We start from the raw sequence: 23,643 nt of genomic DNA, 5'->3' as shown, positions 1-23,643 counted from the left end.
CCCTCGCCTGGGCTCGGCGTACCTTCGCTCCGGTATCCATCCGGGGACACTGCCCTCCGGTCTGCTTCGCGACGACCTACATGCAGCGTGTTCGACTGCGTCGAACGGCGCTGCGCGCCACTCCCCGGATGAACACCTCCACTCAGCCTCCCGAAAGGGGCGGGCAGATCAAAATCAAAAGCAGGCGAGCTAACGCTCGGCCTGTTGAGTGGTGAGAAGCAAAAGCCGCACGCCGCTCTGCTTTATGTAGGAGCGAGGCTTGCCCGCGAAGGCGGCCTGACAGCCGACCAATCTCTTGCAGGTGTTCACCGAACCCTGTGGGAGCTGGCTTGCCTGCGAAAGCGGCCTGACAGCCGCCATTATCTTGCAGATGTACATCAATCCATTGTGGGAGCGGGCTTGCTCGCGATGGCGGCCTGACAGCCGACCAATCTCTTTCTGCTGTCCCGATTGATCGTTCCCTACGCTCCGCACGGGAATGCAGCCAGGGACGCTCCGCGTTCCATTATTGTGTGTTGAAAGATGTGTAAAAAGCACAGCGATTTCCCACGCACTTTTCAGGTTGCCGGGTAGGAAGCAGTCTCTCTAACCTCTGGCTGTCGCTGAAACTCAGCGATCGGGTGTGAGAGCCCGGTAACTTATGGTCATCCAGTGTCTGTACAACGCATAATCGCCGCCAGCTTACTCGCTGCCAGTAAATGCGTTATGGCGGCTGTGTGCGGGCGGACTTCGGTCCGGCCGGGTGTCCATAACCGGTCTTCTCACCTCGCACATAGCTGCCACCTCTTCGCCGTGTGAGAAGCGGCAAGTGGAGGCTCCAACGCTGGAGAAATTCAATGGACAAATTAATTCCCGACCCACCCTTCAACACCACCACCACCACCACCACCACCACCACCACCACCACCACCACCACCACCACCACCCCCACCACCACCCCCACCACCACCCCCAACACCGAAGCCTCCGAAGCCGAAGCGCTCCTCAGAGACCGCGAAGCCATTAAACGCGCCCTCGATTACTACCTCGACCCGCCCGACCAATACATCGAAAAACCCCGTCGCCCCAGCACGATGTTCATGATCGCCCCAGAAATGGACAGCGAAAGTCTCCTGGTCCAAGCCTGTGAGTCCCTGGCCTCGGCCAGTGTCATGGCCAGTGATTTCGCCGCAAACCTGATCGGCCCGCAGCGGCACACGGTGCTGGCGCTCCAGCAGATCATCATGCTGGCGGAGTTGGCGGTGAACCGAGCCTTGGATAACGTCGATCCGGCGTAGTAGTTCAAAGACCGCGTTATCGTTCATCGCGAGCAGGCTCGCTCCTACAGGAGATCGAGTGGGTTTCATAAATGGTGTGTCCACCCGTACCCACTATAGGAGCGAGCCTGCTCGCGAGGCGGCCGGACAGCCGACCCATTTTTCAAGGCCGCTCAGGGCTCTCTGACTGTTCTCCAGCCCATAAAAAAACCCGGCATAAAAGCCGGGTTTCTTGTCTGGCATCGATCTTAAGCCTTGAAGGTTTTGCCTTCAAATTGCTCAGCCACGAATTTCCAGTTGACCAGGTTCCAGAACGCTTCGACGTATTTCGGACGAACGTTGCGGTAGTCGATGTAGTAAGCGTGTTCCCAGACGTCGCAGGTCAGCAGCGGGGTGTCGCCGCTGGTCAGCGGGTTGCCGGCGCCGATGGTGCTGGCCAGGGCCAGGGAACCGTCAGCCTTTTTCACCAGCCAGCCCCAACCGGAACCGAAGGTGCCGATGGAGGTTTTGCTGAATTCTTCTTTGAACTTGTCGAACGAACCGAAGGAAGCGTTGATGGCTTCAGCCAGCGCGCCGGTTGGTTGACCACCGGCGTTTGGCGCCAGGCAGTTCCAGTAGAAAGTGTGGTTCCAGACCTGAGCGGCGTTGTTGAAGATACCGCCCGAGGAAGATTTGACGATTTCTTCCAGAGTCTTGCCTTCGAACTCGGTGCCTGGCACCAGGTTGTTCAGGTTCACGACGTAGGTGTTGTGGTGCTTGTCGTGGTGGTATTCCAGAGTTTCCTTGGAAATGTGCGGCTGCAGGGCATCGTGTGCGTAAGGCAGCGGCGGCAATTCGAAAGCCATGATGATTCTCCTAATCAGGTCAGTTGCGGTGAGCGCAAGGCCGATCACGGGCGGCCAGACAAGCGCCGGGGAGTTTGTACTCTTTGCGGCGCATCGGATCGGATCATAGCACCGGGGGTGCGGCATAACCACGCAACAACTGTGTGGAATAGAGGTTCCAGAGCCTTTTGGAATAATCAGGGCGCTACGATTAATTGAAACGCCACTGCAAACATCATCACCGCCACCAACAGATCGAGAATCCGCCAGGTGCTGGGCCGGGCCAGCCAGGGTGCCAACCATGCGGCGCCCAGTGCCAAGGTGAAAAACCACAACAACGACGCGCTCGCGGCCCCCACCACATAAGCGCCGGGCTCGGTTTGCTGCGCGCCGAGAGAGCCGATCAACAGCACCGTATCCAGATAAACGTGCGGGTTGAGCAGGGTTACGGCCAAGGCGCTGAGCATCACCGCGCGCAGTGAGCGCACCGTCTGGTTTTCACCTTGTTGCAGGCTTTGTTTTGAACAGGCCCGACGCAGCGCCTGACTGCCATACCAGATCAAAAATACGGCGCCTCCCCAGCGGGCGACCGCCAGCAGGGTCGGGTTTTGCGCCAGCACCGTCGCCAGCCCGAACACCCCGGCGGCAACCAATAAGGCATCGCAGGTCACGCACAACGCCGCCACCGGCAGGTGGTGTTCACGCCGCAGGCTTTGCGCCAGCACAAACGCATTCTGGGTGCCGATTGCCATAATCAGCCCCGCGGCCACCAGCAGGCCGTTCACATAGCTTTGCCACATAAGGTTTACTCCGCGTTGGCCGCCAGATCCCGCAGTACTTGCAGGGCGCGTTGGGCATCGGCCTGACCGACGAACAGGTGATCGTGGTAGTAACCGGCGATCACGTTGCAACTGATGCCGGCCTGGCCCAATGCCGTGGCGAAGGCGGCGGTCAGGCCGACGGCTTCGAGGGCCGAGTGCACGTTCAAGGTGATCCAGGCCGCGACGTAGTCGAAGCTGAAACCGGCCTGTTCGGCGTGGGAACGTTCCAGAATCACTGTCAGGCCTTCCTGCTCGCGAAAGCTGCCGACGATCTCGAGACCGGCGGGCAACTGGCCGTCGCGCAGCGTGCAGAACACGTATTCGCCGTCGTTGAGCTGCGGGCTCATGCTGCGCAGCAGCGTTGCCAATGAAGTTTCGCCAGCCATGTCGGTGATCCTTGTTCAAGAGTTCTTGCTGGCCATTCTCCAGTGCAACGCTGTATAAGAAAAACCAATCATGCTGATCGCTCATTAGGAAAACTGATGTTCGACTATAAATTGCTTTCTGCCTTGGCCGCGGTGGTCGAGCAGGCTGGATTTGAACGCGCCGCGCAGGTGTTGGGTTTGTCGCAGTCGGCGATCTCCCAGCGCATCAAACTGCTGGAAGCACGGGTCGGCCAGCCGGTGTTGGTGCGGGTCACACCGCCGGCGCCCACCGAGATTGGTCGGCGGTTGCTCAACCATGTCCAGCAGGTGCGTTTGCTTGAACGCGATCTACAGACGCTGGTCCCGGCGCTGGATGAAGAAGGCCTGCCGGAGCGTCTGCGCATCGCCCTTAACGCCGACAGCCTTGCCACGTGGTGGGCCGCAGCCGTCAGTGATTTCTGCGCTGAGCAACACCTGCTGCTGGATCTGGTCGTTGAAGACCAGACGGTCGGACTCAAACGCATGCGTGCTGGGGAAGTGGCCGCGTGTATCTGCGCCAGCGAGCGTCCAGTGGCTGGCGCGCGCAGCGTGTTATTGGGCGCCATGCGTTATCGAGCGCTGGCCAGCCCGGCGTTCATCGCGCGGCATTTTCCTGAAGGCGTGCGGGCTGATCTGCTGGCGAAGACCCCGGCGCTGGTGTTCGGCCCGGACGATTTCCTACAGCATCGCTACCTCGCGTCCCTCGGTGTTGATGGCGGTTTCGAGCACCATTTATGCCCATCGTCTGAAGGCTTCATTCGTTTGACCGAAGCCGGACTTGGCTGGGGCCTGGTGCCTGAATTGCAGGTGCGCGAGCAACTGGAACGCGGTGTATTGCAGGAGCTTTTGCCAGATAAGCCCATCGATGTGCCGCTGTACTGGCATCATTGGCGCAACGGCGGTCAGCTTCTGGGGTTGTTGACCGATCAATTGGTGCGCTCATCCAGGCAATGGCTGGTGCCGTTGGACTGACGGGCAGCGTCAAGACTCACGCATTACGCAAAACGAAAGACATCGGAGCTCTACATGAAAATTCTGGTCACCGGCGCAAGCGGCTTCATTGGCGGACGCTTTGCGCGTTTCGCCCTGGAGCAGGGCCTGGACGTGCGGGTCAACGGTCGCCGGGCCGAAAGCGTCGAACACCTGGTGCGCCGTGGCGCCGAGTTCATCCAGGGCGACTTGAGCGACCCGGAACTGGCGCGCGAGCTGTGTTCCGATGTCGAAGCCGTGGTGCATTGCGCCGGCGCGGTCGGTGTGTGGGGGCGTTATCAGGACTTTCACCAAGGCAACGTGCAAGTCACCGAAAACGTGGTCGAGGCCTGTCTGAAGCAGCGCGTTCGACGCCTGGTGCATTTGTCGTCGCCGTCGATCTACTTCGATGGCCGTGATCATCTGGGGCTGACCGAAGAACAGGTGCCTAAACGGTTCAAGCATCCCTATGCCGCCACCAAATTCCTCGCCGAGCAAAAAGTCTTTGGTGCTCAGGAATTCGGCCTCGAAACCCTGGCCCTGCGCCCGCGCTTCGTGACGGGGGCGGGTGACATGAGCATCTTCCCGCGACTGCTGAAGATGCAGCGCAAGGGACGCCTGGCGATCATCGGCAACGGCCTGAACAAGGTCGATTTCACCAGCATGCAAAACCTCAATGAAGCGTTGCTGAGCAGCTTGCTGGCCAGCGGCTCGGCACTGGGCAAGGCCTACAACATCAGTAACGGCACGCCGGTGCCGCTGTGGGATGTGGTCAACTACGTCATGCGCAAAATGGAAGTCCCACAAGTGACGCGCTACCGTTCCTACGGTCTGGCCTACAGCGTTGCCGCGCTCAACGAAGGGGTATGCAAGTTGTGGCCGGGCCGTCCCGAGCCGACGCTGTCGCGACTGGGCATGCAGGTCATGAACAAAAATTTCACCCTGGACATCAGCCGCGCCCGGCATTATCTGGATTACGATCCGAAAGTCAGTCTCTGGACGGCCCTTGATGAATTCTGCGGCTGGTGGAAGGCCCAGGACATTCGCTGACTTTCCAGTTGCCCGTCTGCCAGCACTGAACCGAGTTTGGCGTTGAGGGTCAATCGGTGCGGCAGTGGGGTTTATACTCGCCGCATACAGCCATCACCGCGTTCTACAAAGGTTGACTCAATGTCCATGCGTAACGATGCCAACGACGACTTCGATTTACCGAGCCTGCGCGCAGACGTCCCCGATGACGATGATTTTCCGACCACTGCTCGCACCTCCGTGCACTCGCGGACGGCGCCGGTCGTCAAAGTCAAAAGTGCCAGCACCGGTCCTCTGTGGGCCTTGGTAGGCGCTTTGTTCTTTGCGTTCGCCGGGCTTGCCTGGTGGAGCTTTCAGCAGATTTCGCTGATGGAACAGCAACTGGTGGCCACCCAGGAAAGTTTCGCGCGCATCAGTGAGGATGCGGCGGGGCGGTTGCAGGATATTTCCGGCAAGGTTGTCGCCAGCCAGACCAACGTCACCAGCGACAGCGAAGCCTTGAAGCTGCAAATCAAGCAGCTGGAAACCCAACTGCTGGATCAAGGCAAGCAGCAGCAAGGCGTTGTCGGTCAGACCAGCGATCTGGACAAGCGTCTGGCACAGATGACCGCGCAAACCACCGATCTGGACAAGCGCCTGGCGCAGATGACCGCCCAGAGCACCGAACACCAGACCGCCAATACGCAATTGCAGGCGCAGGTCAACGCCTTGAGCACCGAGTTGGCCGCGCTGAAAAGCGCCCCGGACGACAGCAGTAAATTCGACGCCCAGCTCAAAAGCCTCGGCGCCGACATCGTTGCACTGAAGAAACAAGGCAACCCAAGCGCCGCCATCGAGCGTCTGGAACAGGACATGATCGTGCTCAAAAGCGAGCAGGACAACCGCCCAACTCCTGCGCAAGGCACCACCAATACGGCGGAGTTCGACGCCTTCCGCGGGCAGACCACCCGCAACATCAACACGCTTCAGGCGCAGATTCAGAATCTGCAGCAACAACTGCGCGCCCGGCAGTAAGCCTTAAACAGTCCGATGTAGCAGCTGTCGAGCGCCAGCGAGGCTGCGTTCGGCGGCGAAGCCGTCGCGAGATCAGGCGATATGTTTTTCAGGTAAATCTCGTTCTCAGGATTTACGACTGCTTCGCAGCCGGACGCAGCCTTTGCGCATTCCTGAATGTTCGTACATATCCCATTGCCGTCTACGCTCTTGAAACACCGACAAGAACGAGGGATGCATGATGGGGGTTCTGCACAAATTAGCCGTGCTGGGCGGGATGCTTTTGCTGTGTCTGGGGCAGGTTCAAGCCGCCACAGTGGAAAAGGACGACAGCCAGGCCGCCAAAGCCTTGCTGGAAAAAGCCCTGGCGTATTACCACGACAACGGCGACAAGGCCTTCGCAGCCTTCAGCCGCCAGGGCGAGTTTGTTGACAAGGATCGTTACGTCTTCGTGGTCGATACCAAGGGCGTGATGCTCGCCAGCGGCGGGCCGTCTTCGGCGTTGATCGGGCGGGATGTGTCCGAAACCCTCGGCCCGGATTTGCAGAAGGCCTTCAAGGACGCCTTGAACGTGCCGGAGGGCAATGGCATTCAACAGGCTGAATACCGCTGGCAGAACTGGTCCGACGGCAAGGTCGAGCGCAAACATGTGTTCTATCAGCGCGTTGGCCAGCGGATTCTGGCCGTGGGTTACTACCTGCCACGGGCGTCGGCGGAGCAGGCGATGGCCTTGCTGAACAAAGCAGCAACCGAACTGGCCAAGGACGAGAAGGGCACGCTGACCGCGATCAATTCCCTCAAGGGCGGGTACTTGCAGGATGACCTGTACGTGTTCGTCGTTGACCTGAACACCCAGCGTTACGTGGCCCACGGCACCAATCTGCGGCTGATCAATACCGACTTCGGCAAGATCAAGGACCCGGAAGGAAAACCGGTGGGCGAGCCGATCCTGGCATTGATTGCCAAACAGGATGACGGCGAATACGAATACCGCTGGAAAAACCCGGTGACCGGCAAGGTTGAAGACAAGCATGCCTACCTGAAAAAGGTCGGGCATTTTCTGGTGGCTGTCGGGTATTACAGCCCTTGATTCATTGGTGTCTGTGAGGACGCCTTCGCGGGCAAGTCGGATCGCCGCATCGCTCGCTCCTACAGGTAAAGCGCAATCCCTGTAGGAGCGAGGCTTGCCCGCGAAGGCCGCAACTCGGTCTATCTATCGAACCTTATCCTCACGCCCCCGCAACATCATATTCGGCATCGCAACCGCCGCCGCCAACCCCAGCAGCGACACCGCCGCACTGACCATCAACAAATGCTGGAAGGTCAGCAGCAACTCGGCGCGCAAGGCGTTCTGCGCATCCCCCGGCGCAGCGTTCAAACCATCCAGCAACACATTCCCCGAACTGCCCTCGGCAATCAGCGACGAACCGGCCAGGTGGGCGAAGCTCGAATCTTGCAGCAACGCCAGTAGCAGCGCCGACATCAACGACACACCCACCGCGCCGCCCAGCGAGCGGAACAGATTGGTGGTGCTGGTGGCGACGCCGATATCCCGTTGTTCCACGGAGTTCTGCGTCCCGACCAGGGACGTCGGGAATTGCATGCCGCCGGCGATCCCACTGAGCAACATAAACAGGCTGCTGAGTACGAAAGCCTGGGGCGGACTGAACGCCATGCCGAGAATCGAGATCGGCATGAGGAGGGCGCCGGCCAGGATCATCGGTTTGTAGCGCCCGGTCACCGATGTCCGGCGTCCGGCAAAATAAGCCCCGATCGGCAAGCCCATGGCCAGCGGCAACAGGTGCAGCGCGGCGCTGTCGGCCCCGGCGCCGGTGACGCTCTGAAAGCGCAGCGGTATCAGCACGATCAGCGAGATGGCCTGGAAACTGGTGAAGAAAATCGTGCACCAGCACAGGATCGCGTTGCGGTTGGCGAACAGGTGCATCGGCAGCAACGGCTCCCGCGCCCGGCGTTCATGCCAGACAAACAGCGCCAGCACCAACACCGCACACCCGAGCAGGCCCAGCACTTCGGCGCTGCGCCACGAGTGGCCCTGACCGACTTGGGTGATGCCCAGCAGCAAGGCCGTCAAACCGATGATCATCAGCAACGTGCCGAGATAGTCGATGATCGGTTTGCGTTGTGGCACGGGCAAACCCACCAGCGTGCGATTGGCCACCAGCCAGGCGCCCAGGCCCAGCGGCAGGTTGATCAGAAACACCCAGCGCCATGACAGGTATTCGGTCATGTAGCCGCCGAGCACCGGGCCGGCGACACTGGCCACGGCGTACATGCTGCTGAAATAACCCTGATAGCGACCGCGCTCCCTGGGCGGAACGATATCGCCGATGATCGCCTGGCTGACCGAAATCATCCCGCCCGCGCCGATGCCTTGAATGATCCGCGCCAGCACCAGTTGCTCCATGCTCTGGGCCATGCCGCAGAACAATGAAGCGAGGGTGAACAGCCCCATGCCGAACAGCATCAACTTGCGTCGCCCGTACAGATCGCCGAGTTTGCCGTAGATCGGCACCGCCACGGTCATCGCCACCATGTAGCCGGAAATCACCCAGGCTAGCAGGCTGACGTCCTTGAATTGCGCGGAGATGGCCGGCATTGAGACGGCGACGATGGTCTGGTCCAGTGCGCCAAGAAAGATCGCCAGCATCAGCGCGATCAACACGCTGCGAATGGCCGGTTTAGGCGTTTCAGGCCGGTTGAGATTGGTCACGGGTAAAAACCTGCGGGCGGTGATTGACCCGCAAGGGGCAAAGCGAGCGGGGATGCTCGCCAGTGTAAGTCGGTAGCAGGCTATTCGATAGCCTCGCAAGGAAGGCCGACGTAATTTTCTGCAATCGTTTTTCGACCCGCTTCGGAGTGGACGAAGTAGTCCAGTTCCGACTCGCTGATGCGCTGACTGAAGGCATCGTGATCGTCGAAACGGTGCAGCATCGAGGTCATCCACCAGGAAAACCGTTCGGCTTTCCAGACCCGGCGCAGGCAGATTTCGGAGTACTTTTCCAGCAGATCCAGACGCCCCTCTCTGTAAACCTTCAGCAAAATAGTGAACAAGGTGCTGACGTCGCTGGCCGCCAGGTTCAGGCCTTTGGCGCCGGTAGGCGGGACGATGTGCGCGGCGTCGCCGACCAGGAACATCCGCCCGTACTGCATCGGTTCGACCACAAAACTGCGCAGCGGCGCGATGCTTTTTTCGATCGACGGCCCGGTCACCAAGGCGTTGGCCAGCGCAGAAGGCAGACGCGATTTGAGTTCATCCCAGAAGCGCTGATCTGACCAATCCTCGACCTTCTCGTCCGCCGGCACCTGGAGGTAGTAACGCGTGCGGGTCGCCGAGCGCATGCTGCACAGGGCAAAACCGCGCTCGTGGCGGGCGTAGACCAACTCCTCGTGGACTGGCGGCGTATCGGCGAGAATGCCGAGCCAGCCAAACGGGTAGACCCGCTCGAAGACCTTCAGGCACTCCGTGGGAACCGACTGCCGCGCCACCCCATGGAAACCGTCGCACCCGGCGATGTAGTCGCAATCGAGGCGCCAGGTTTCGCCATCCTTCTCAAACGTCACGAACGGTTCTGCGGTTTTCATCCCGTGCGGTACGACGTTGGCGGCCTGGTAAATGGTCTGCGCGCCAGCCTCCCGACGAGCGGCCATCAGGTCGCGGGTAACCTCGGTCTGGCCATAGATCATCACGGTTTTGCCACCGGTCAGCGCCTGCAGATCGATGTGCACCCGGCGCCCGTCGAGGGCCAGTTCGAAACCAGCATGGACCAGCCCTTCGGCGTCCATGCGCTGACCCACCCCGGCCTGCCGCAACAGCTCTACCATGCCTTGTTCGAGGACACCGGCGCGGATTCGCCCGAGCACATAGTCGGGGGCCTGGCGTTCGAGGATCAGGGTGTCGATTCCGGCGTTATGCAGCAACTGGCCGAGGAGTAAACCGGCGGGACCGGCGCCAATGATGGCGATTTGGGTTTTCAGCATTTTCATTGTTTTTATGACTCGCAAGCTTCACGCGACCAAGGCCGGTGAATGATTTTTATGGATCGAGTGCTTGCATTTTTCCCTTGCGGGTCTGTCAATTGAAGGTGAAAACTGAGCCGATACCTGTACATTCTGCCAATCGGTGCGATTATCGCCCGTAACCCTTTGAGGCCTGGATTGAAGTGATGAACAAGCCTGACCTGCCTTCGATTCCAGTGTTCAAGCTCTACGGTGAAAGCCTGGACTGGCCGACCCCCGACTTGCTGCACTGTGAAACCATTTCCAAACGCAGCCGCGAACACCAATGGGAAATCAAACCCCACCGTCATGCTGATTTGTGCCAGTTGCTCTTCGTATTCAAAGGTCAGGCAGAGCTTGAAATCGAAGGCAAACAGACGCAACTGACTGAACCGGCCATCCTGATCCTGCCGCCGTTATCGGTGCATGGTTACCGGTTTTCCGAGGACGTCGAAGGGTTCGTCGTGACCCTCGCCGCGCCGCTGGTTGCCCATCTTCAGGCGCAACTGGGCAACTCGGTGAACACCCTGTCCCAGGCCGAAAGTTACCCGGCGGGCAAGGAAAGCGACTACCTCAACAGCCTGTTTTCGGCGCTACAGGACGAATACACCGGCCACCAGCCTGCGCGCGAGATGCTCATGCATTCGCTGGTCAGCGTGATCATGGTGTGGGTCAGCCGTCAGGTGATTTCGCGCCGCGCCGCCAGTCAGCGTCCGCAAAGGGCCCGGGAATACCTCAACGGATTTATCCAGCTGGTGGAAGAGACGTACCGTCAGCACGTCAAGGTCGAGGATCTGGCGCATCGGCTGGGGATTTCCGTGTCCCACCTCAATGGCACCTGCCGTGAGCTGGCGGGGCAACCGGCGTTGCAGATCATGCACGAGCGTCAGTTGCTGGAGGCCAAGCGCTTGTTGACCTACACCAGCATGACCATTTACGAAATGTCTGACGTGTTGGGGTTTTCCGATCCGACCAACTTCACGCGCTTGTTCCGACGCCGGGTGGGGATCTCGCCCAAGGCTTTTCGCGACCGCTTGAAGGCCGATCAGGACAACGAGGCCTGACCGCCTTCGTCATCTAAGGGCGTTGAGGGTCGCGTTGTGGGGAATGCAGCGCTCGAAGTTACAGCTCGCGTAATCGCGGGGCAGTTGTCGCAACTGCTCGACACGCCAGGCGGCGGTGCCATACAGCGCCAGCGTCGCGGCGCAGGTGAGGAAAATGGCGAGGTATCTTCTTGTTTTGATGTTCATGGCGTTGACCTCTGAACGAATACCCTTCGGTATTCCTTTCAGCATAGGTCAGCGCGGGTGAGTTGCCAGTAACACGTCTTGCGTATGTAACCCGCCATTCAGAACACTGATATCCCCTGTAGGAGTGAGCCTGCTCGCGATAGCGGAGTGTCAGGCAACAGTGATGTTGAATGTCGGACCGTCATCGCGAGCAGGCTCACTCCCACAAGGGATTGGTGTCGAACACAAAGACTGCGGTATCCCACATGGGAACTCGGTTACAGGCCGATATCCCACGCCGGCTCTTCGGGGAATCTGAGCACCAGGAAATCCAGCATGCTGCGCAGCGCCGCCGGCATGTGTTTGCGTGAGGCATACACCGCGTACACGCTCATCTGCCTCGGCTCGGCCTGGGGCAGCAGGCGAATCAACTCGCCACTGTGAATATGCACACCCGCCTGATAACTGGGCAGCATCGCCAGACCTGCACCGGCGATGGTTGCGCGCAGCAGCGTACTGGCCTCGTTGGCGCTGATGTTGCCCTGTACCGGCACCGACACCGGCTCGCCGTCCTCTTCGAAATGCCAGAGACTTTTGCCGAAGTAGGAGTGGGTCAGGCAGTTGTGCTGGCTCAGGTCCTCGACCCGTTGCGGCGTCGGGTGTTCGCGCAGGTAAGCGGGGGAGGCGCAGATCACCGAGCGGCAGACCGTCAGCCGCCGGGCGATCAGGTTCGGGTCCAGGTCGTTGCTGGTGCGGATCGCCAGGTCGATGCGTTCATCCACCAGGTTCACGGTGCGGTCGAGCATCTGCATGTCGATGCTGACACCGGGATAGCGTTTGACGTAAGCCGCCATGGCATCCGCCAGTTGTGCCTGGCCGAACGAGGTGCTGACGCTGATGCGCAGCGGGCCGCGGGGTGCCTCATCCGGCTCGCTCACAGCCGCTTGCATGTCGGTGGACAAGTCGAGCATCTGCCGACAGCGAGGCAGGATTTCACTGCCGGCGGCGGTCAGGCTCAATTTGCGCGTGGTGCGGTGCATCAGACGTGCGCCGACCCAATCTTCCAGCTCCGCCAGATAACGCGAAACCACCGGCCGTGACAGGTCCAGATGATCGGCGGCGGCCGATTGGCTGCCGAGGTCGACCACTGAGACGAACACCCGCATTGCTTGTAGACGATCCATGATTTGCCCGCTTTCAGAAACAAACTATGTTCAAGCATCGCATTTTTTGTACTGAGTCAGGCAACTAAGCTCTGTCCCATCGCCAAACACGGCATTCGGACCACGGAGCAACAGATGATCAGCTTCACCTCTCTCAAGCGCATTTTGCTGGCCACCGCCACCCTCGGCTTCGCGGCCCACGCCGCTGCGGCATCGACCCTGACCCTGGACGTGTACAACCCGGGTGACAAAGCGATCTTCCCGGTGACCTCGGTCCTGGTCAGCGGCGAAAAAGAAGCGATTCTGGTGGACGCGCAATTCGGCAAGTCCCAGGCCGAGCAGGTGGTCGAAAAGATCCGCGCCAGCGGCAAGCAACTGACCACCATCTACATCAGCCACGGTGACCCGGATTACTACTTCGGCCTCGACACCCTGACCGCCGCGTTTCCGAACGCCAAAGTGCTCGCCTCGCAGCCAACCGTTGATCACATCAAGCACACCGTCGACGGCAAACTGGCGTTCTGGGGGCCGAAAATGGGCACCGACGTGCCGGCCAAAACCATCGTGCCTGGCGTGCTCAAGGGCGACAGCCTGATGCTCGAAGGGCAGAAGTTGCAGGTGGTGGGCCTGGACGGCAAGCAGCCGGATCGGACCTTTGTGTGGATCCCGTCGATCAAGGCAGTGGTCGGTGGCGTGGTGGTCGCAGAAAACATCCACGTGTGGATGGCCGACACCCAGACCGCGCAATCCCACGCCGATTGGTTGAGTACGCTGCACGCCATCGAAACCCTGAAACCGAAAACCATCGTACCGGGTCATTACCTGGGTAAGAGCGCCCGTTCGCTGGCCGCCGTGCAGTTCACCGCCGATTACATCAAGGCCTTCGACGAAGAAACCGCCAAGGCCAAGGACTCCGCCGCGCTGATCGCCGCGATGAAAAAACGCTTCCCGGCAGTGGGCGAAGTGAGCTCGCTGGAACTGAGCGCCAAAGTCGCCAAGGGCGAGATGAAGTGGGGTGAATGAGTGATCGTTCCAACGCTCTGCGTGGGAATGCAGCCCGGGACGCTCCGCGTCCCATCAACAGCCGAACGCGGAGCGTCCGTTGCGGCATTCCCACGCGGAGCGTGGGAACGATCAAAGCCCTCTTGCCACGCAAATTTGCAAAGATTCACTCAAGCCAACTGGAGAACATCATGAGCAAAATCGCAATCATCGGTGCCACCGGCCGTGCCGGCAGCCAACTGCTGGAGGAAGCCCTGCGTCGTGGTCACAGCGTCACGGCCATCGCCCGGGACACGTCGAAGATCGGCCCGCGTGCGGGTGTGGTCACCAGGAATGTTGATGCCCTGGATGCCGAAGCGTTGCAATCCGCCGTCGAAGGCCATGACGTGGTGATCAGTGCGGCGCACTTCGCGACCCTTCCTGCCAGCGCCGTCGTCGGGCCGGTGAAAAAGGCCGGGGTGAAACGTTTGCTGGTGGTGGGCGGTGCGGGTTCGTTGTTGCTGCCGGACGGCACTCGCGTCATCGACAGCAAGGGCTTCCCGGAGGCGTACAAGGCTGAGGCCAGCGCCGGGGCTTTGTTTCTGGAGAACCTGCGTCAGGAAAAGGATTTGGACTGGACCTTTCTGTCACCGTCGGCGGAGTTTGTCGAAGGTGAGCGCACGAGCTCGTTTCGCGTTGGGAAGGATGATTTGCTGGTGAGCAGTGCAGGGCGGAGCTGGATCACGTTCGCCGATTACGCGATTGCGATGATTGATGAAGTGGAAGTGCCGAAGCATTCACGGCAGCGGTTCACTGTCGGATACTGATCCCCTTTCACTGATCGTTCCCACGCTCTGCGCTCATCGTTCTACATAACTCTGTTTTCAAGTATTTTTGAAACTCGGAGAAATGGAGAGCGATGATTGAATTGGGCACAGGACGAAATGAAAACCGCCGACTTGGGTGATGGCCGTTTAAATGCCAGGCTCGCCAGCTTTTTAGGACGCCTAGCCGATCATCCCGGCAACAGCATCCCAACTGCTTGTCGAGGGCTGGCAGAAACGACGGCGGCTTATCGATTTCTTGATAATGAGAAAGTCACGTTCCAGAAGGTGTTGCGGCCCCATCAGGACGCGACCCTGCAACGGATGCAAAGCAGTCCCGTGGTGCTGTTGGCGCAAGACACGACCGAGATGGACAAATGGGTCAATCTCGGTCCCAAAGGGATGGGCACGATCAAGGCGCAGAAGAAGTTTTCTCGACGTCTGCACCCAACTATTGCCTTTACCCCCGAACGTATTTGTCTGGGCGTCGTCGATGCTCAGTGGTGGAGCCGCGATAAACCAAGCCCCCGCCATGAGCGCCGAGATAAAGGGATTGATGAGAAAGAGAGTCAGCGCTGGATTGACAGTTATCAAACCAGTTGCGCGATTCAGGGGCAGCTACCGCAGACCTTGGTGGTCAACCTCGCCGATGCTGAGGGTGATCTGTACGAATGGTTTATTGATTATCAGCAATTCGCTCCAGACACGCAGGCCCAATGGATCGTGCGGGCGGCTCAAGACAGGCGCTTGTCAGGGCCTGACAACGGGAAGTTGTGGTCGGTACTGGATCAGGCACCCTCTTTGGGAACACTCAAGGTTGAAGTCAAAGCGCGCGTCCAACGCCCCGCCCGGCTGGCTGATGTCACATTGCGCGCAGCAACCGTGACCCTGCGCGCCCCCGACAGGTCGGGTTATAAATTGCCCAGTGTCTCGATCAATGCTGTTTTGGCCCGTGAAGAAAACGCCATAGACGGCGTTGAGCCTCTGGAGTGGATGCTGTTGACCAGTCTACCGGTCACCCGCCTGGAACAGGCGAGCACCGTGGTTGAATGGTACGGGGTACGCTGGTCTATCGAAGTGTTTTTCAATGTGCTGAAGAATGGCTGTCAGGTCAGTCGATTGCAGCTGGAAACCGAGGAACGGTTGTTACCCTGCATTGGTTTGTACTTGATCACGACATGGCGCGTGCTTTACGGCCTGATGCTGGGACGTGCTTGTCCGGATTTAAGCTGCGAGATGGTGTTTGAGGCTTCGGAGTGGAAAGCGGCCTATATCGTGGTCAAACGGTGTCAACCGCCCTCTGCACCTCCTTCTTTGGGCGAGATGGTTTTACTGGTCACAAGCCTGGGAGGTTACTTAGGGCGCAAAAATGACGGACCTCCCGGTCCTAAAGCCATGTGGATAGGGATGCAACGAATACGTGAGTTTGTTATCGCATTAGAAGCCCAGCGTGCGCTCATCGAGAGTTGTGTAGAACGATGAGCGCTCTGCGTGGGAATGCAGCCCGTGACGCTCCGCGTCACTGGACGCGGAGCGTCCCTAGAGGCATTCCCACGCGGAGCATGGGAACGATCGGCGTGTCAGGCTTTCGGGGCTCAGCGACTCTGAGCCTGCTCCACCAACCACCCCATCAATTCGCGCAACTTCGGCGAAGGTCCGGGTTTTTCCGGGAACACCAGGTAATACGCCAACCCCGTCTTCACCTTCAACTCAAACGGCATGACCAGCCGCCCGGCGCTCAGGTCGTCGCCAATCAACGACCAATCCCCGATCGCCACACCGGTCCCCTGGGACGCCATGGACATCGCCAGGTCCAGGGTTTCGAAATGCTGACCCTTGCCGACATTGCTCAAGCGAATATCCGCGCTGGCCAGCCAGGCTTTCCAGTCGCGTTCGTCGCGAGTCGGATGCAACAGCATGTGTTTTTCCAAATCCCCCGGCGCCTGCAACGGCACCGGCCCTTCGAGATACGGTCGGGAGCAGACCGGCGTCAGTTGCTCATCGAACAGCCGATGGGACGCCAGCGACGTCTCCGGCGGTACGCCATAGATCACCGCCGCATCAAACTGCTCGCGATGAAAATCCACGCCGTGTTTCACCGTGGTGGTCAATTCCACCGGCACATCCGGGCGCTCCCTTTGCCACTGCACCAGGCGCGGCAACAACCAGCGCATCACGCAGGTGGGGGCCTTGAGTTGCAGGGTTTTGCGCTTCTCGCCGATCTGCTCGACCGCCTCGTCGATCAAGCCGAAAATCTGCTGGACCCGGGGCAGCCACTCCCGTCCTTCGGCCGTCAGGTCGAGGCCGCGGGCCAGGCGGATAAACAGTTCATAACCCAGATGTTCTTCCAGCCCGGCGATCTGCCGACTCACCGCACCTTGGGTGATGTACAGCTGTTCGGCCGCCCGGGTGAAGTTGCAGCACTGCGCGGTGATCAGAAAAGTGTGCAGCGCCGGCAGGGGAGGCAATCGTTTCATTGAGATCCAAGGTATGACGTGAGGACATGGCTAGTATGATTTTTTATCCATTGTTGCGGCTACGTGTCGCCCGTTCCAATGAGGCCATCCCTGGACTTGCCCACGCATCATAAACACTGCGCAGGCCCGGCGTCTCAAACGAACAAGAAGGGCAAAGACATGGCGACGTGCGGCGAAGTATTGGTCAAGTTACTCGAAGATTACGGGGTCGAGCAGGTGTTCGGCATTCCCGGGGTTCATACCGTGGAGCTGTATCGCGGGCTGGCCCGTTCGAGCATCAACCACGTCACGCCGCGTCACGAACAGGGCGCCGGTTTCATGGCCGACGGTTATGCGCGCACCAGCGGCAAACCGGGTGTGTGCTTCATCATCACCGGTCCCGGCATGACCAACATCACCACCGCGATGGGCCAGGCTTATGCCGACTCGATCCCGATGCTGGTGATCTCCAGCGTGCAATCGCGCAGCCAGTTGGGTGGCGGTCGCGGCAAGCTCCACGAGCTGCCGAACCAGAGCGCTTTGGTCGGCGGTGTGGCAGCGTTCTCCCACACCTTGATGTCGGCGGCGGAATTGCCGGGCGTGCTGGCGCGTGCATTTGCACTGTTCCAGGCCGGTCGTCCGCGTCCTGTGCACATCGAAATTCCGCTGGATGTGCTGGTTGAAGAAGCCGACGACCTGCTCGCCAGTCTCCCGGTGAACATCGACCGCGCCGGTGCTTCGCCGAGTGCGATCAGCCGCATGACCGCGCTGCTGGCCGGTGCCAAACGCCCACTGATTCTTGCCGGTGGCGGTGCCATCGATGCGGCCGCCGAGCTGACCGAACTGGCCGAACTGCTGGACGCGCCGGTGGCCCTGACCATCAATGCCAAAGGCATGCTCGAATCCAATCACCCGTTGCTGATCGGTTCGACCCAAAGCCTGGTCGCGACCCGTGCCTTGGTCGCCGAAGCCGATGTGGTATTGGCCATTGGCACCGAACTGGCCGAGACCGATTACGACGTCACGTTTGCCGGCGGCTTCGAGATTCCCGGCGCGTTGCTGCGTGTAGACATCGACCCCGACCAGACCGTGCGCAATTACCCGCCGAAAGTCGCCCTGGTGGCTGACTCGCGCAACGCCGCGCAGGCCTTGCTGAGCGAGCTGTCCAAACACTCGCTGGCCGAGCGCCGCAACGACTGGGGCCAGGTCCGCGCTGCCCGTCTGCGCGAAGACCTCGCCGCCACTTGGGATGCGCCGACCCTGGCCCAGACCCGCTTCCTCGAAACCGTGCTGCACGAATTGCCGGACGCCGTCTTCGTCGGCGATTCGACCCAGCCGGTGTACACCGGCAACCTGACCTTCAACCCGGAACGCCCGCGTCGCTGGTTCAACTCATCCACCGGCTACGGCACCCTCGGTTACGCCTTGCCGGCGGCGATTGGCGCCTGGCTCGGCGGTAGCGTTGAAGGCGGTGCGCGTCCTCCGGTGGTGTGCCTGATCGGTGACGGCGGCCTGCAATTCACCCTGCCGGAACTGGCGAGCGCCGTTGAAGCGCGCACCCCGGTGATCGTCCTGCTGTGGAATAACCAGGGCTACGAAGAGATCAAGAAATACATGGTCAACCGCGCCATCGAGCCGGTGGGCGTGGACATCTACACCCCGGACTTCATCGGTGTGGCCAAGGCGCTGGGCTGTGCGGCTGAAGCAGTCAACGGTGTCGAGCAGCTGCGCAGTGCCTTGCGTACCGCCGCTGATCGCCAGGGCCCGACCCTGATTGAAATCGATCAGACCCAGTGGATGAAGGCGGTGTCGAAATGAGCTTTCCGACGACTCTGGACGGCCTTTATATCGATGGCCAATGGTTGGCGGGCAACGAACACTTGCGCGTGATCAACCCGGCCACGGAAGCCCTGTTGACCACCGTGAATGGCGGCGATGAAAAAGCCGTCGATCAAGCAGTCACCGCCGCCACCAAGGCTTTCGGCGAGTGGTTGAAAACCACCGGCACCGAACGCGGCGCGATCCTGCGCAGAATCGCCGCAGGCGTTCAGGCCGGGCGTGAACACTTGATGAAGTTGCAATCGAGCAACAACGGAAAACCGCTGTTCGAAGCCGCCATCGACGTCGATGACGTGATCGCCACGTTCGAGTATTACGCCGGTCTGGCCGAAGGCCTCGATGCCAAGCAGGACGGCAACGTCGAGCTGCCCATCGACGATTTCAGCGCTCGTGTGCGCCGTGAACCGTGCGGTGTGGTCGGCCTGATCGTGCCGTGGAATTTCCCGATGGTCACCACCGCCTGGAAACTTGCCCCGGCCCTGGCGGCTGGTTGCTGCGTGGTGCTCAAACCTTCCGAAGTCACGCCGCTGCCGGAGCTGGAACTGGCCGCGATCATCGCTGAAGCAGGCTTGCCATCCGGTGTGTTCAACCTGGTCTGCGGCACCGGCCTGGCCGTCGGCGCGCCGCTGTCGGCCGACCCGCGCATCGCCAAAATCTCCTTTACCGGCAGTAACGCGGTCGGTGTGCAGGTCATGCAACGGGCGGCGGAAACCGTCAAAGGCGTGAGCCTGGAACTGGGCGGCAAATCCTCGCTGCTGGTGCTGGTGCTGGTGCTGGCCGATGCCGACATCGGCCTGGCCGTGGAAGTGGCCTGTGGCGGCGGTTTCTTCAACGCCGGGCAGATGTGCTCGGCCACCAGCCGCGTGTTGGTCGCTGATGAACTGGCGGATGAATTCCTCCTTCGTTTGAAGGCCCGCGCCGAAGCCATTCGCGTTGCCGACCCGTTCGACCCGAACGTGGAAATGGGCGCCCTGGTCAATCAAGCGCAATACCAGCGTGTGCTGGGCCACATCGATCGCGGTTTGAGCGCGGGCGCCAAACTGATTTGCGGTGGCAATCGTCCGGCAGACCTGTCGCGCGGTTATTTTTTGCAGCCGACGATTTTCACCGAAGTGCCCCTCGACAGTGCGTTGTGGTGTGAAGAGATTTTCGGGCCGGTGATCTGTGTACGCAGTTTTGCCTCTGAAGCCGAGGCGATTGCCTTGGCCAACGACAGCCAGTTCGGTCTGGTGGCCAGCGTGGTTACGCGCGACGTGGAGGCGGCGGATCGCGTCGCCAACGCTTTGCAAGCGGGGCTCGTGTGGATCAACGCGCCGCAGGTGATCTTCCCGCAGACCGCCTGGGGTGGCTACAAACAGAGCAGCATCGGCCGCGAATTGGGGCCGTGGGGTTTGCAGGCTTTCCAGGAAATCAAACACGTGATTCGAGCGATCTGACGCCTTTCACTGTAGGAGCGAGCCTGCTCGCGAAGGACGTCAACGATGACGCAAGGTGCCTGAATGAACGCGGCGCCCGTGCGCCTTTCGCGAGCAGGCTCGCTCCTTCATGAGGCATGCGCTGGCGTCATGGCTTCAATGAGTTTTTATCGATAGTCAGGTGTTTTGCACGACTTCAGGATGAACCCGCTGGTTCAGCCAAACCCCCGAAAATACGAGGGATAAAGCTGATCCGGCCGCGCGGATGCAACAGTTTCGACCTGCCTTATACCTACAAAAACAAAGGGAGTCCGTAATGGGCGAGCATGATCTGAACAGACGTCAATTCATCAAAACCGTGGGCGTGGCCTCGGTGGCAGCGGCGGCCATGAGCTTGCCCTTCGTCAAGGCCAATGCCAGCGACACGCGCTTCCAGGGCAAGACCCTGCGCTTGCTGACCTGGTCCGATGACACGGGCCTGGCCGCATTGCGCAACATCGCGGCAACCTTCGAAGACAAGTACGGCTGCAAGGTCATTGCTGACCGCACCGGCAGTACCTCGGAAATGGTCGCCAAACTCAAGGCAGCGGGTGATCGTCCGCAGTACGACATCATCACCCTGGCCGGCGTCGGCGCCGAAGGTCTGGCCGCGGCCAACCTGCTGGAAAAACCCGACCTCAACCGCATCCCCAACCTGGTCGACGTACCGGAAAAATACCGCACCGGCGCCAATGGCCACGGCATCGGTTACCTGTTGTGGTGCAACAGCCTGGTCTACAGCACCCGCACCATCAAGGAAGCCCCGGACAGTTACGCCGCCCTGTGGGACGCCGAGCTGTCGCCGAACATCTTCCTGCCGCCGCCGAACTGGACCGAGGCCATGGACCTGATCATCATCGCCGCCAAACTGGCCGGTGGTGACGAGCACAACATCGAGCCGGGCTTCAAGAAACTCGCCGAGCTGAAAGATCGTGTGGTGACCCTGGGTGAAAACCCGAACCAGATTGCCGAGCTGTTCCGCACCGGTTCCCTGGACATGGGCGGCTTGTACGCGCCGGCCTTCTTCCCGAAACAGATCCGCGATCCGGCCTACGGCCTGGGCGCCACCTTCGGTATGAAGGAAGGTTTCTACACCGACCTGATGCTGTCGGTGATGCCGAAGAATCGTCCGGGCGATACCGATCTGGTCTACGCCTTCATCAACCACTCTCTGGACCCGCTGGTGCAGGGCAAGATGGCCGAGGACATCTACAACGGCCCGGTCAACGCCAAGGCGATCATCTCCGCGGAAGCGCGCAAGAGCCCGTACATCCTCACGCCGGAGCAGATTGCCGAGAAAGCGATCATGCACGACAACGCCTTCCTGGCCTCTGTGCATGACCAATGGATTCGTCGTTACACGGAAATCTTTTCTTCCTGATCGAGTGGCGAACACAACTCTTCTGGAACACCACAGATCCATTGTGGGAGCGGGCTTGCTCGCGAATGCGTCAGCACATCCAACATCAATGTGACTGACACACCGCTTTCGCGAGCAAGCCCGCTCCCACATTAGAAATGCGGTGTTTTCAATAGTTGTGTTTGCCAGCTGCTTTCCATTGACGAGACCCTTGCTATGGAACACCAACCTCTGACTCATCCGGTCGCCGCCGCTCCATCGCGCGCCAATCGGGGGGGTTCGCCGACGACGCGCGCCTGGTTTTTCCTCTCGCCGTCGATGCTGTTTCTGGGCGTATTGATCGCCGCCAGCCTCTTGGTCCTGCGCATGAGCGTGGGCACCAAGGGCGCGGAATGGACCGGGTTCAGCCTGGCCAGTTACGCCCAATTGCTGGAACCCTATTACCTCAAGTCCTTGCTGCTGACCCTGCGCCTGGCGCTGATCAGCGCGGCGATCGCGGTGGTGCTGGCGATTCCGGTGGCCTACACCATGTCGCGGCTGACCTCACCCTTCGTGCGACGGATCTTCCTCGCCGCAGTGCTGCTGCCATTGCTGGTCAACCTGCTGCTGCAAAGCTACGGCTGGCTGGTGATTCTCGGTCCTGGCGGGATGCTCAATCAGGCGCTGATGGGCCTGGGCCTGATCAAGCGCCCGATCATGCTGCTGTACAACCAGAACGGCGTGCTGATGGGCCTGGTGCAAACCGCTTTCCCGTTGGCCGTGCTGCCGATTGCCAGCGCCATGCGCGGCGTCGCCCGTACTTATGAAGAAGCCGCTGCAACCCTGGGCGCGAGTCGCTTTCAGGTGTTCCGCCAGGTGGTGCTGCCGATGAGCATGCCGGGGATCATCACCGGCGCGACGTTGGTATTCGCTTACAACGCCAGCAGCTTCGTGGTGCCGTTGCTGCTCGGTGGCCGGCGCGTGCCGATGCTGGCGGTGATGGTGCATGACCAGATCGCACCGCTGATGAACTGGCCCGCCGCCTCCGCTGCCGGCGTGGTACTGATCGTCACCACCCTCGCGATTATGACCTTGTCCGAATTCATCACTGGCCGTCGTCGGCGCATGCTGGAGGCTTCGCAATGAGCACGTTGACCCAAAAGCGTTATGGCCTGCTGCCCGGCGAGACCGGCAAATTTGCCGGCATTCTCTCGGGCTTCATTCTGCTGCTGGCGGTGTTGCCGATCCTGACCATGATCGTCATGTCGTTCAGCGGTGCGTCGAACCTCGACTTCCCGCCGAGCAGTTACAGCCTGCAATGGTACAAGGCCGCCTGGCACACCTTCGTCTCGCCGGATTCCAGCGATGTGCTGAGCCTGGGCAAAGCCATGACCACCAGCCTGATGGTGGCGTGCCTGACCATGATCTTCGCGACCATTGTGGCGGTGCCGGCAGCCTACGCGCTGACCCGTTGCGAATTCCGCGGCAAAGCCGTGGCGCTGCAATTGATGTCGCTGCCGCTGGTGTTTCCAATGGTGGTGTTGGGGTTGGCGTTGTTGCTGGTGTTCGACAGCCTGCCGTTCCAGATGACCACCTCACGGCTGGTGATTGCCCACGTGATTCTGGCCTTGCCGTTCGTGGTGAAAAACTGCACCGCGGCGATGCTCTCCATCGGCAGTGAAGTCGAAGAGGCCGCGCAGATGCTCGGTGCCTCGCCGACCCGGGCGATTATCGATGTGGTAGTGCCGCTGATGAAGTCGGGGATTCTGGCGGGCATGCTGCTGGCGTTCATCGTCTCGTTCAACGAATTCACCGTGACCTATTTCCTCTACACCATCGACGTCATGACCGTGCCGATCTGGATGTACAGCCGCACCGTGTCTTCGCTCGACCCCACCGTTTTCTCGTTTGCCGTGCTGATCGTGCTGATCGACTTCGTCCTGATCTGGGCGTTGGAGAAGCTAGTCGGTGAAGGTGGCGTTTCGTTCTAGCTTCTGCCTGGAGGTGCCTGCGCTCGATCATGCTGCGTTAAAAGTCCGCTCAGA

The 23,643-nt window shown here is 60.4% G+C and carries 22 protein-coding genes; 14 read left to right on the top strand and 8 right to left on the bottom strand.

The window, feature by feature from the left end:
- Nucleotides 1–836: 836 nt before the first annotated feature.
- Nucleotides 837–1,277, top strand: coding sequence for a DUF6124 family protein (locus tag ACYZTM_RS08740; RefSeq protein WP_461988179.1), 441 nt, complete (start codon nt 837–839; stop codon nt 1,275–1,277).
- 227 nt (nt 1,278–1,504) lie between these two features.
- Here ACYZTM_RS08740 and ACYZTM_RS08735 read toward each other — a convergent pair whose 3' ends face one another.
- The 3 genes from ACYZTM_RS08735 to ACYZTM_RS08725 all read right to left on the bottom strand — a co-directional run bounded on the left by ACYZTM_RS08735 (nt 1,505) and on the right by ACYZTM_RS08725 (nt 3,287).
- Nucleotides 1,505–2,101 (bottom strand): superoxide dismutase, encoded by a 597-nt coding sequence (locus ACYZTM_RS08735; RefSeq protein WP_010457614.1) that lies wholly within the window; start codon nt 2,099–2,101, stop codon nt 1,505–1,507.
- A gap of 176 nt (nt 2,102–2,277) precedes the next feature.
- Nucleotides 2,278–2,880: a LysE/ArgO family amino acid transporter gene (locus ACYZTM_RS08730; RefSeq protein WP_109634398.1), complete on the bottom strand. Its 603-nt coding sequence runs from the start codon at nt 2,878–2,880 to the stop codon at nt 2,278–2,280.
- A 5-nt stretch (nt 2,881–2,885) separates the two neighbouring features.
- Nucleotides 2,886–3,287: an ACT domain-containing protein gene (locus ACYZTM_RS08725; protein WP_131063266.1), complete on the bottom strand. Its 402-nt coding sequence runs from the start codon at nt 3,285–3,287 to the stop codon at nt 2,886–2,888.
- A 96-nt stretch (nt 3,288–3,383) separates the two neighbouring features.
- Between ACYZTM_RS08725 and ACYZTM_RS08720 the strand changes: the two genes are divergently transcribed.
- The 4 genes from ACYZTM_RS08720 to ACYZTM_RS08705 all read left to right on the top strand — a co-directional run bounded on the left by ACYZTM_RS08720 (nt 3,384) and on the right by ACYZTM_RS08705 (nt 7,386).
- Nucleotides 3,384–4,277: a LysR family transcriptional regulator ArgP gene (locus ACYZTM_RS08720; protein WP_461988176.1), complete on the top strand. Its 894-nt coding sequence runs from the start codon at nt 3,384–3,386 to the stop codon at nt 4,275–4,277.
- Between the two features lie 54 nt (nt 4,278–4,331).
- Nucleotides 4,332–5,324: an NAD-dependent epimerase/dehydratase family protein gene (locus tag ACYZTM_RS08715; RefSeq protein ID WP_131063264.1), complete on the top strand. Its 993-nt coding sequence runs from the start codon at nt 4,332–4,334 to the stop codon at nt 5,322–5,324.
- Between the two features lie 120 nt (nt 5,325–5,444).
- Complete coding sequence (locus tag ACYZTM_RS08710; protein ID WP_461988173.1) at nt 5,445–6,317, top strand: ATPase; 873 nt, start codon at nt 5,445–5,447, stop codon at nt 6,315–6,317.
- 220 nt (nt 6,318–6,537) lie between these two features.
- Nucleotides 6,538–7,386: a cache domain-containing protein gene (locus ACYZTM_RS08705; protein ID WP_461989116.1), complete on the top strand. Its 849-nt coding sequence runs from the start codon at nt 6,538–6,540 to the stop codon at nt 7,384–7,386.
- 123 nt (nt 7,387–7,509) lie between these two features.
- Here the strand turns inward: ACYZTM_RS08705 and ACYZTM_RS08700 are convergent, their stop codons facing one another.
- Together ACYZTM_RS08700 and pobA are read right to left on the bottom strand one after the other, a co-directional pair.
- The gene (locus ACYZTM_RS08700; RefSeq protein WP_461988171.1) at nt 7,510–9,027 is read right to left on the bottom strand and encodes an MDR family MFS transporter; all 1,518 of its coding nucleotides are present in this window, start codon (nt 9,025–9,027) and stop codon (nt 7,510–7,512) included.
- An 80-nt stretch (nt 9,028–9,107) separates the two neighbouring features.
- Complete coding sequence (gene pobA / locus ACYZTM_RS08695; RefSeq protein WP_461989115.1) at nt 9,108–10,292, bottom strand: 4-hydroxybenzoate 3-monooxygenase; 1,185 nt, start codon at nt 10,290–10,292, stop codon at nt 9,108–9,110.
- 188 nt (nt 10,293–10,480) lie between these two features.
- Here pobA and ACYZTM_RS08690 point away from each other — a divergent pair, with 188 nt between their 5' ends.
- On the top strand, nt 10,481–11,377 hold the full coding sequence (locus tag ACYZTM_RS08690) for a helix-turn-helix domain-containing protein (protein WP_131063260.1): 897 nt from the start codon (nt 10,481–10,483) through the stop codon (nt 11,375–11,377).
- A gap of 9 nt (nt 11,378–11,386) precedes the next feature.
- Here the strand turns inward: ACYZTM_RS08690 and ACYZTM_RS08685 are convergent, their stop codons facing one another.
- Both ACYZTM_RS08685 and ACYZTM_RS08680 read right to left on the bottom strand, forming a co-directional pair.
- Nucleotides 11,387–11,563, bottom strand: a complete 177-nt coding sequence (locus ACYZTM_RS08685; RefSeq protein ID WP_165557521.1) for a hypothetical protein — start codon at nt 11,561–11,563, stop codon at nt 11,387–11,389.
- Between the two features lie 257 nt (nt 11,564–11,820).
- The gene (locus ACYZTM_RS08680) at nt 11,821–12,726 is read right to left on the bottom strand and encodes a LysR family transcriptional regulator (RefSeq protein ID WP_461988168.1); all 906 of its coding nucleotides are present in this window, start codon (nt 12,724–12,726) and stop codon (nt 11,821–11,823) included.
- Between the two features lie 114 nt (nt 12,727–12,840).
- Here ACYZTM_RS08680 and ACYZTM_RS08675 point away from each other — a divergent pair, with 114 nt between their 5' ends.
- The 3 genes from ACYZTM_RS08675 (at nt 12,841) to ACYZTM_RS08665 (ending at nt 15,992) form a co-directional block, all read left to right on the top strand.
- Complete coding sequence (locus tag ACYZTM_RS08675) at nt 12,841–13,728, top strand: MBL fold metallo-hydrolase (protein ID WP_461988166.1); 888 nt, start codon at nt 12,841–12,843, stop codon at nt 13,726–13,728.
- 170 nt (nt 13,729–13,898) lie between these two features.
- Entirely contained in the window at nt 13,899–14,513 is a 615-nt protein-coding gene (locus tag ACYZTM_RS08670; protein WP_461988164.1) for an NAD(P)-dependent oxidoreductase, read from the top strand.
- A 96-nt stretch (nt 14,514–14,609) separates the two neighbouring features.
- The gene (locus ACYZTM_RS08665) at nt 14,610–15,992 is read left to right on the top strand and encodes an IS4 family transposase (RefSeq protein WP_461986711.1); all 1,383 of its coding nucleotides are present in this window, start codon (nt 14,610–14,612) and stop codon (nt 15,990–15,992) included.
- A 113-nt stretch (nt 15,993–16,105) separates the two neighbouring features.
- Here ACYZTM_RS08665 and ACYZTM_RS08660 read toward each other — a convergent pair whose 3' ends face one another.
- Complete coding sequence (locus ACYZTM_RS08660; protein ID WP_461988162.1) at nt 16,106–16,987, bottom strand: LysR substrate-binding domain-containing protein; 882 nt, start codon at nt 16,985–16,987, stop codon at nt 16,106–16,108.
- A 159-nt stretch (nt 16,988–17,146) separates the two neighbouring features.
- Between ACYZTM_RS08660 and ACYZTM_RS08655 the strand changes: the two genes are divergently transcribed.
- The 5 genes from ACYZTM_RS08655 (at nt 17,147) to ACYZTM_RS08635 (ending at nt 23,589) form a co-directional block, all read left to right on the top strand.
- On the top strand, nt 17,147–18,784 hold the full coding sequence (locus ACYZTM_RS08655) for a 5-guanidino-2-oxopentanoate decarboxylase (protein WP_461988160.1): 1,638 nt from the start codon (nt 17,147–17,149) through the stop codon (nt 18,782–18,784).
- On the top strand, nt 18,781–20,241 hold the full coding sequence (locus tag ACYZTM_RS08650) for an aldehyde dehydrogenase family protein (RefSeq protein WP_461988158.1): 1,461 nt from the start codon (nt 18,781–18,783) through the stop codon (nt 20,239–20,241). The genes ACYZTM_RS08655 and ACYZTM_RS08650 overlap by 4 nt, the downstream gene beginning before the upstream one ends.
- Before the next feature lie 295 nt (nt 20,242–20,536).
- Nucleotides 20,537–21,640 carry an extracellular solute-binding protein gene (locus ACYZTM_RS08645; RefSeq protein WP_131063254.1) on the top strand — a complete coding sequence of 368 codons (1,104 nt, stop codon included), beginning with the start codon at nt 20,537–20,539 and terminating at the stop codon, nt 21,638–21,640.
- Between the two features lie 195 nt (nt 21,641–21,835).
- Nucleotides 21,836–22,744, top strand: a complete 909-nt coding sequence (locus ACYZTM_RS08640) for an ABC transporter permease (RefSeq protein ID WP_461988156.1) — start codon at nt 21,836–21,838, stop codon at nt 22,742–22,744.
- Entirely contained in the window at nt 22,741–23,589 is an 849-nt protein-coding gene (locus ACYZTM_RS08635; protein WP_131063252.1) for an ABC transporter permease, read from the top strand. Before ACYZTM_RS08640 ends, ACYZTM_RS08635 begins: the two co-directional genes overlap by 4 nt.
- The last annotated feature ends 54 nt before the right edge of the window (nt 23,590–23,643 follow it).

The sequence above is a fragment of the Pseudomonas sp. MDT2-39-1 genome (assembly GCF_054898085.1).
The sequence above is the reverse complement of the archived record's forward strand: the minus strand, read 5'-3'. Positions and strand labels throughout refer to the sequence as shown.

Coding starts and splice junctions, on each gene's coding strand:
- ACYZTM_RS08685 (WP_165557521.1), bottom strand. CDS start 11,563: ATGAACATCAAAACAAGAAGATACCTCGCCATTTTCCTCACCTGCGCC.
- ACYZTM_RS08680 (WP_461988168.1), bottom strand. CDS start 12,726: ATGGATCGTCTACAAGCAATGCGGGTGTTCGTCTCAGTGGTCGACCTC.
- ACYZTM_RS08660 (WP_461988162.1), bottom strand. CDS start 16,987: ATGAAACGATTGCCTCCCCTGCCGGCGCTGCACACTTTTCTGATCACC.
- ACYZTM_RS08670 (WP_461988164.1), top strand. CDS start 13,899: ATGAGCAAAATCGCAATCATCGGTGCCACCGGCCGTGCCGGCAGCCAA.
- ACYZTM_RS08650 (WP_461988158.1), top strand. CDS start 18,781: ATGAGCTTTCCGACGACTCTGGACGGCCTTTATATCGATGGCCAATGG.
- ACYZTM_RS08645 (WP_131063254.1), top strand. CDS start 20,537: ATGGGCGAGCATGATCTGAACAGACGTCAATTCATCAAAACCGTGGGC.
- ACYZTM_RS08720 (WP_461988176.1), top strand. CDS start 3,384: ATGTTCGACTATAAATTGCTTTCTGCCTTGGCCGCGGTGGTCGAGCAG.
- ACYZTM_RS08655 (WP_461988160.1), top strand. CDS start 17,147: ATGGCGACGTGCGGCGAAGTATTGGTCAAGTTACTCGAAGATTACGGG.
- ACYZTM_RS08730 (WP_109634398.1), bottom strand. CDS start 2,880: ATGTGGCAAAGCTATGTGAACGGCCTGCTGGTGGCCGCGGGGCTGATT.
- ACYZTM_RS08690 (WP_131063260.1), top strand. CDS start 10,481: ATGAACAAGCCTGACCTGCCTTCGATTCCAGTGTTCAAGCTCTACGGT.
- ACYZTM_RS08740 (WP_461988179.1), top strand. CDS start 837: ATGGACAAATTAATTCCCGACCCACCCTTCAACACCACCACCACCACC.
- ACYZTM_RS08710 (WP_461988173.1), top strand. CDS start 5,445: ATGTCCATGCGTAACGATGCCAACGACGACTTCGATTTACCGAGCCTG.
- ACYZTM_RS08725 (WP_131063266.1), bottom strand. CDS start 3,287: ATGGCTGGCGAAACTTCATTGGCAACGCTGCTGCGCAGCATGAGCCCG.
- ACYZTM_RS08675 (WP_461988166.1), top strand. CDS start 12,841: ATGATCAGCTTCACCTCTCTCAAGCGCATTTTGCTGGCCACCGCCACC.
- ACYZTM_RS08640 (WP_461988156.1), top strand. CDS start 21,836: ATGGAACACCAACCTCTGACTCATCCGGTCGCCGCCGCTCCATCGCGC.
- ACYZTM_RS08735 (WP_010457614.1), bottom strand. CDS start 2,101: ATGGCTTTCGAATTGCCGCCGCTGCCTTACGCACACGATGCCCTGCAG.
- ACYZTM_RS08715 (WP_131063264.1), top strand. CDS start 4,332: ATGAAAATTCTGGTCACCGGCGCAAGCGGCTTCATTGGCGGACGCTTT.
- ACYZTM_RS08705 (WP_461989116.1), top strand. CDS start 6,538: ATGGGGGTTCTGCACAAATTAGCCGTGCTGGGCGGGATGCTTTTGCTG.
- ACYZTM_RS08635 (WP_131063252.1), top strand. CDS start 22,741: ATGAGCACGTTGACCCAAAAGCGTTATGGCCTGCTGCCCGGCGAGACC.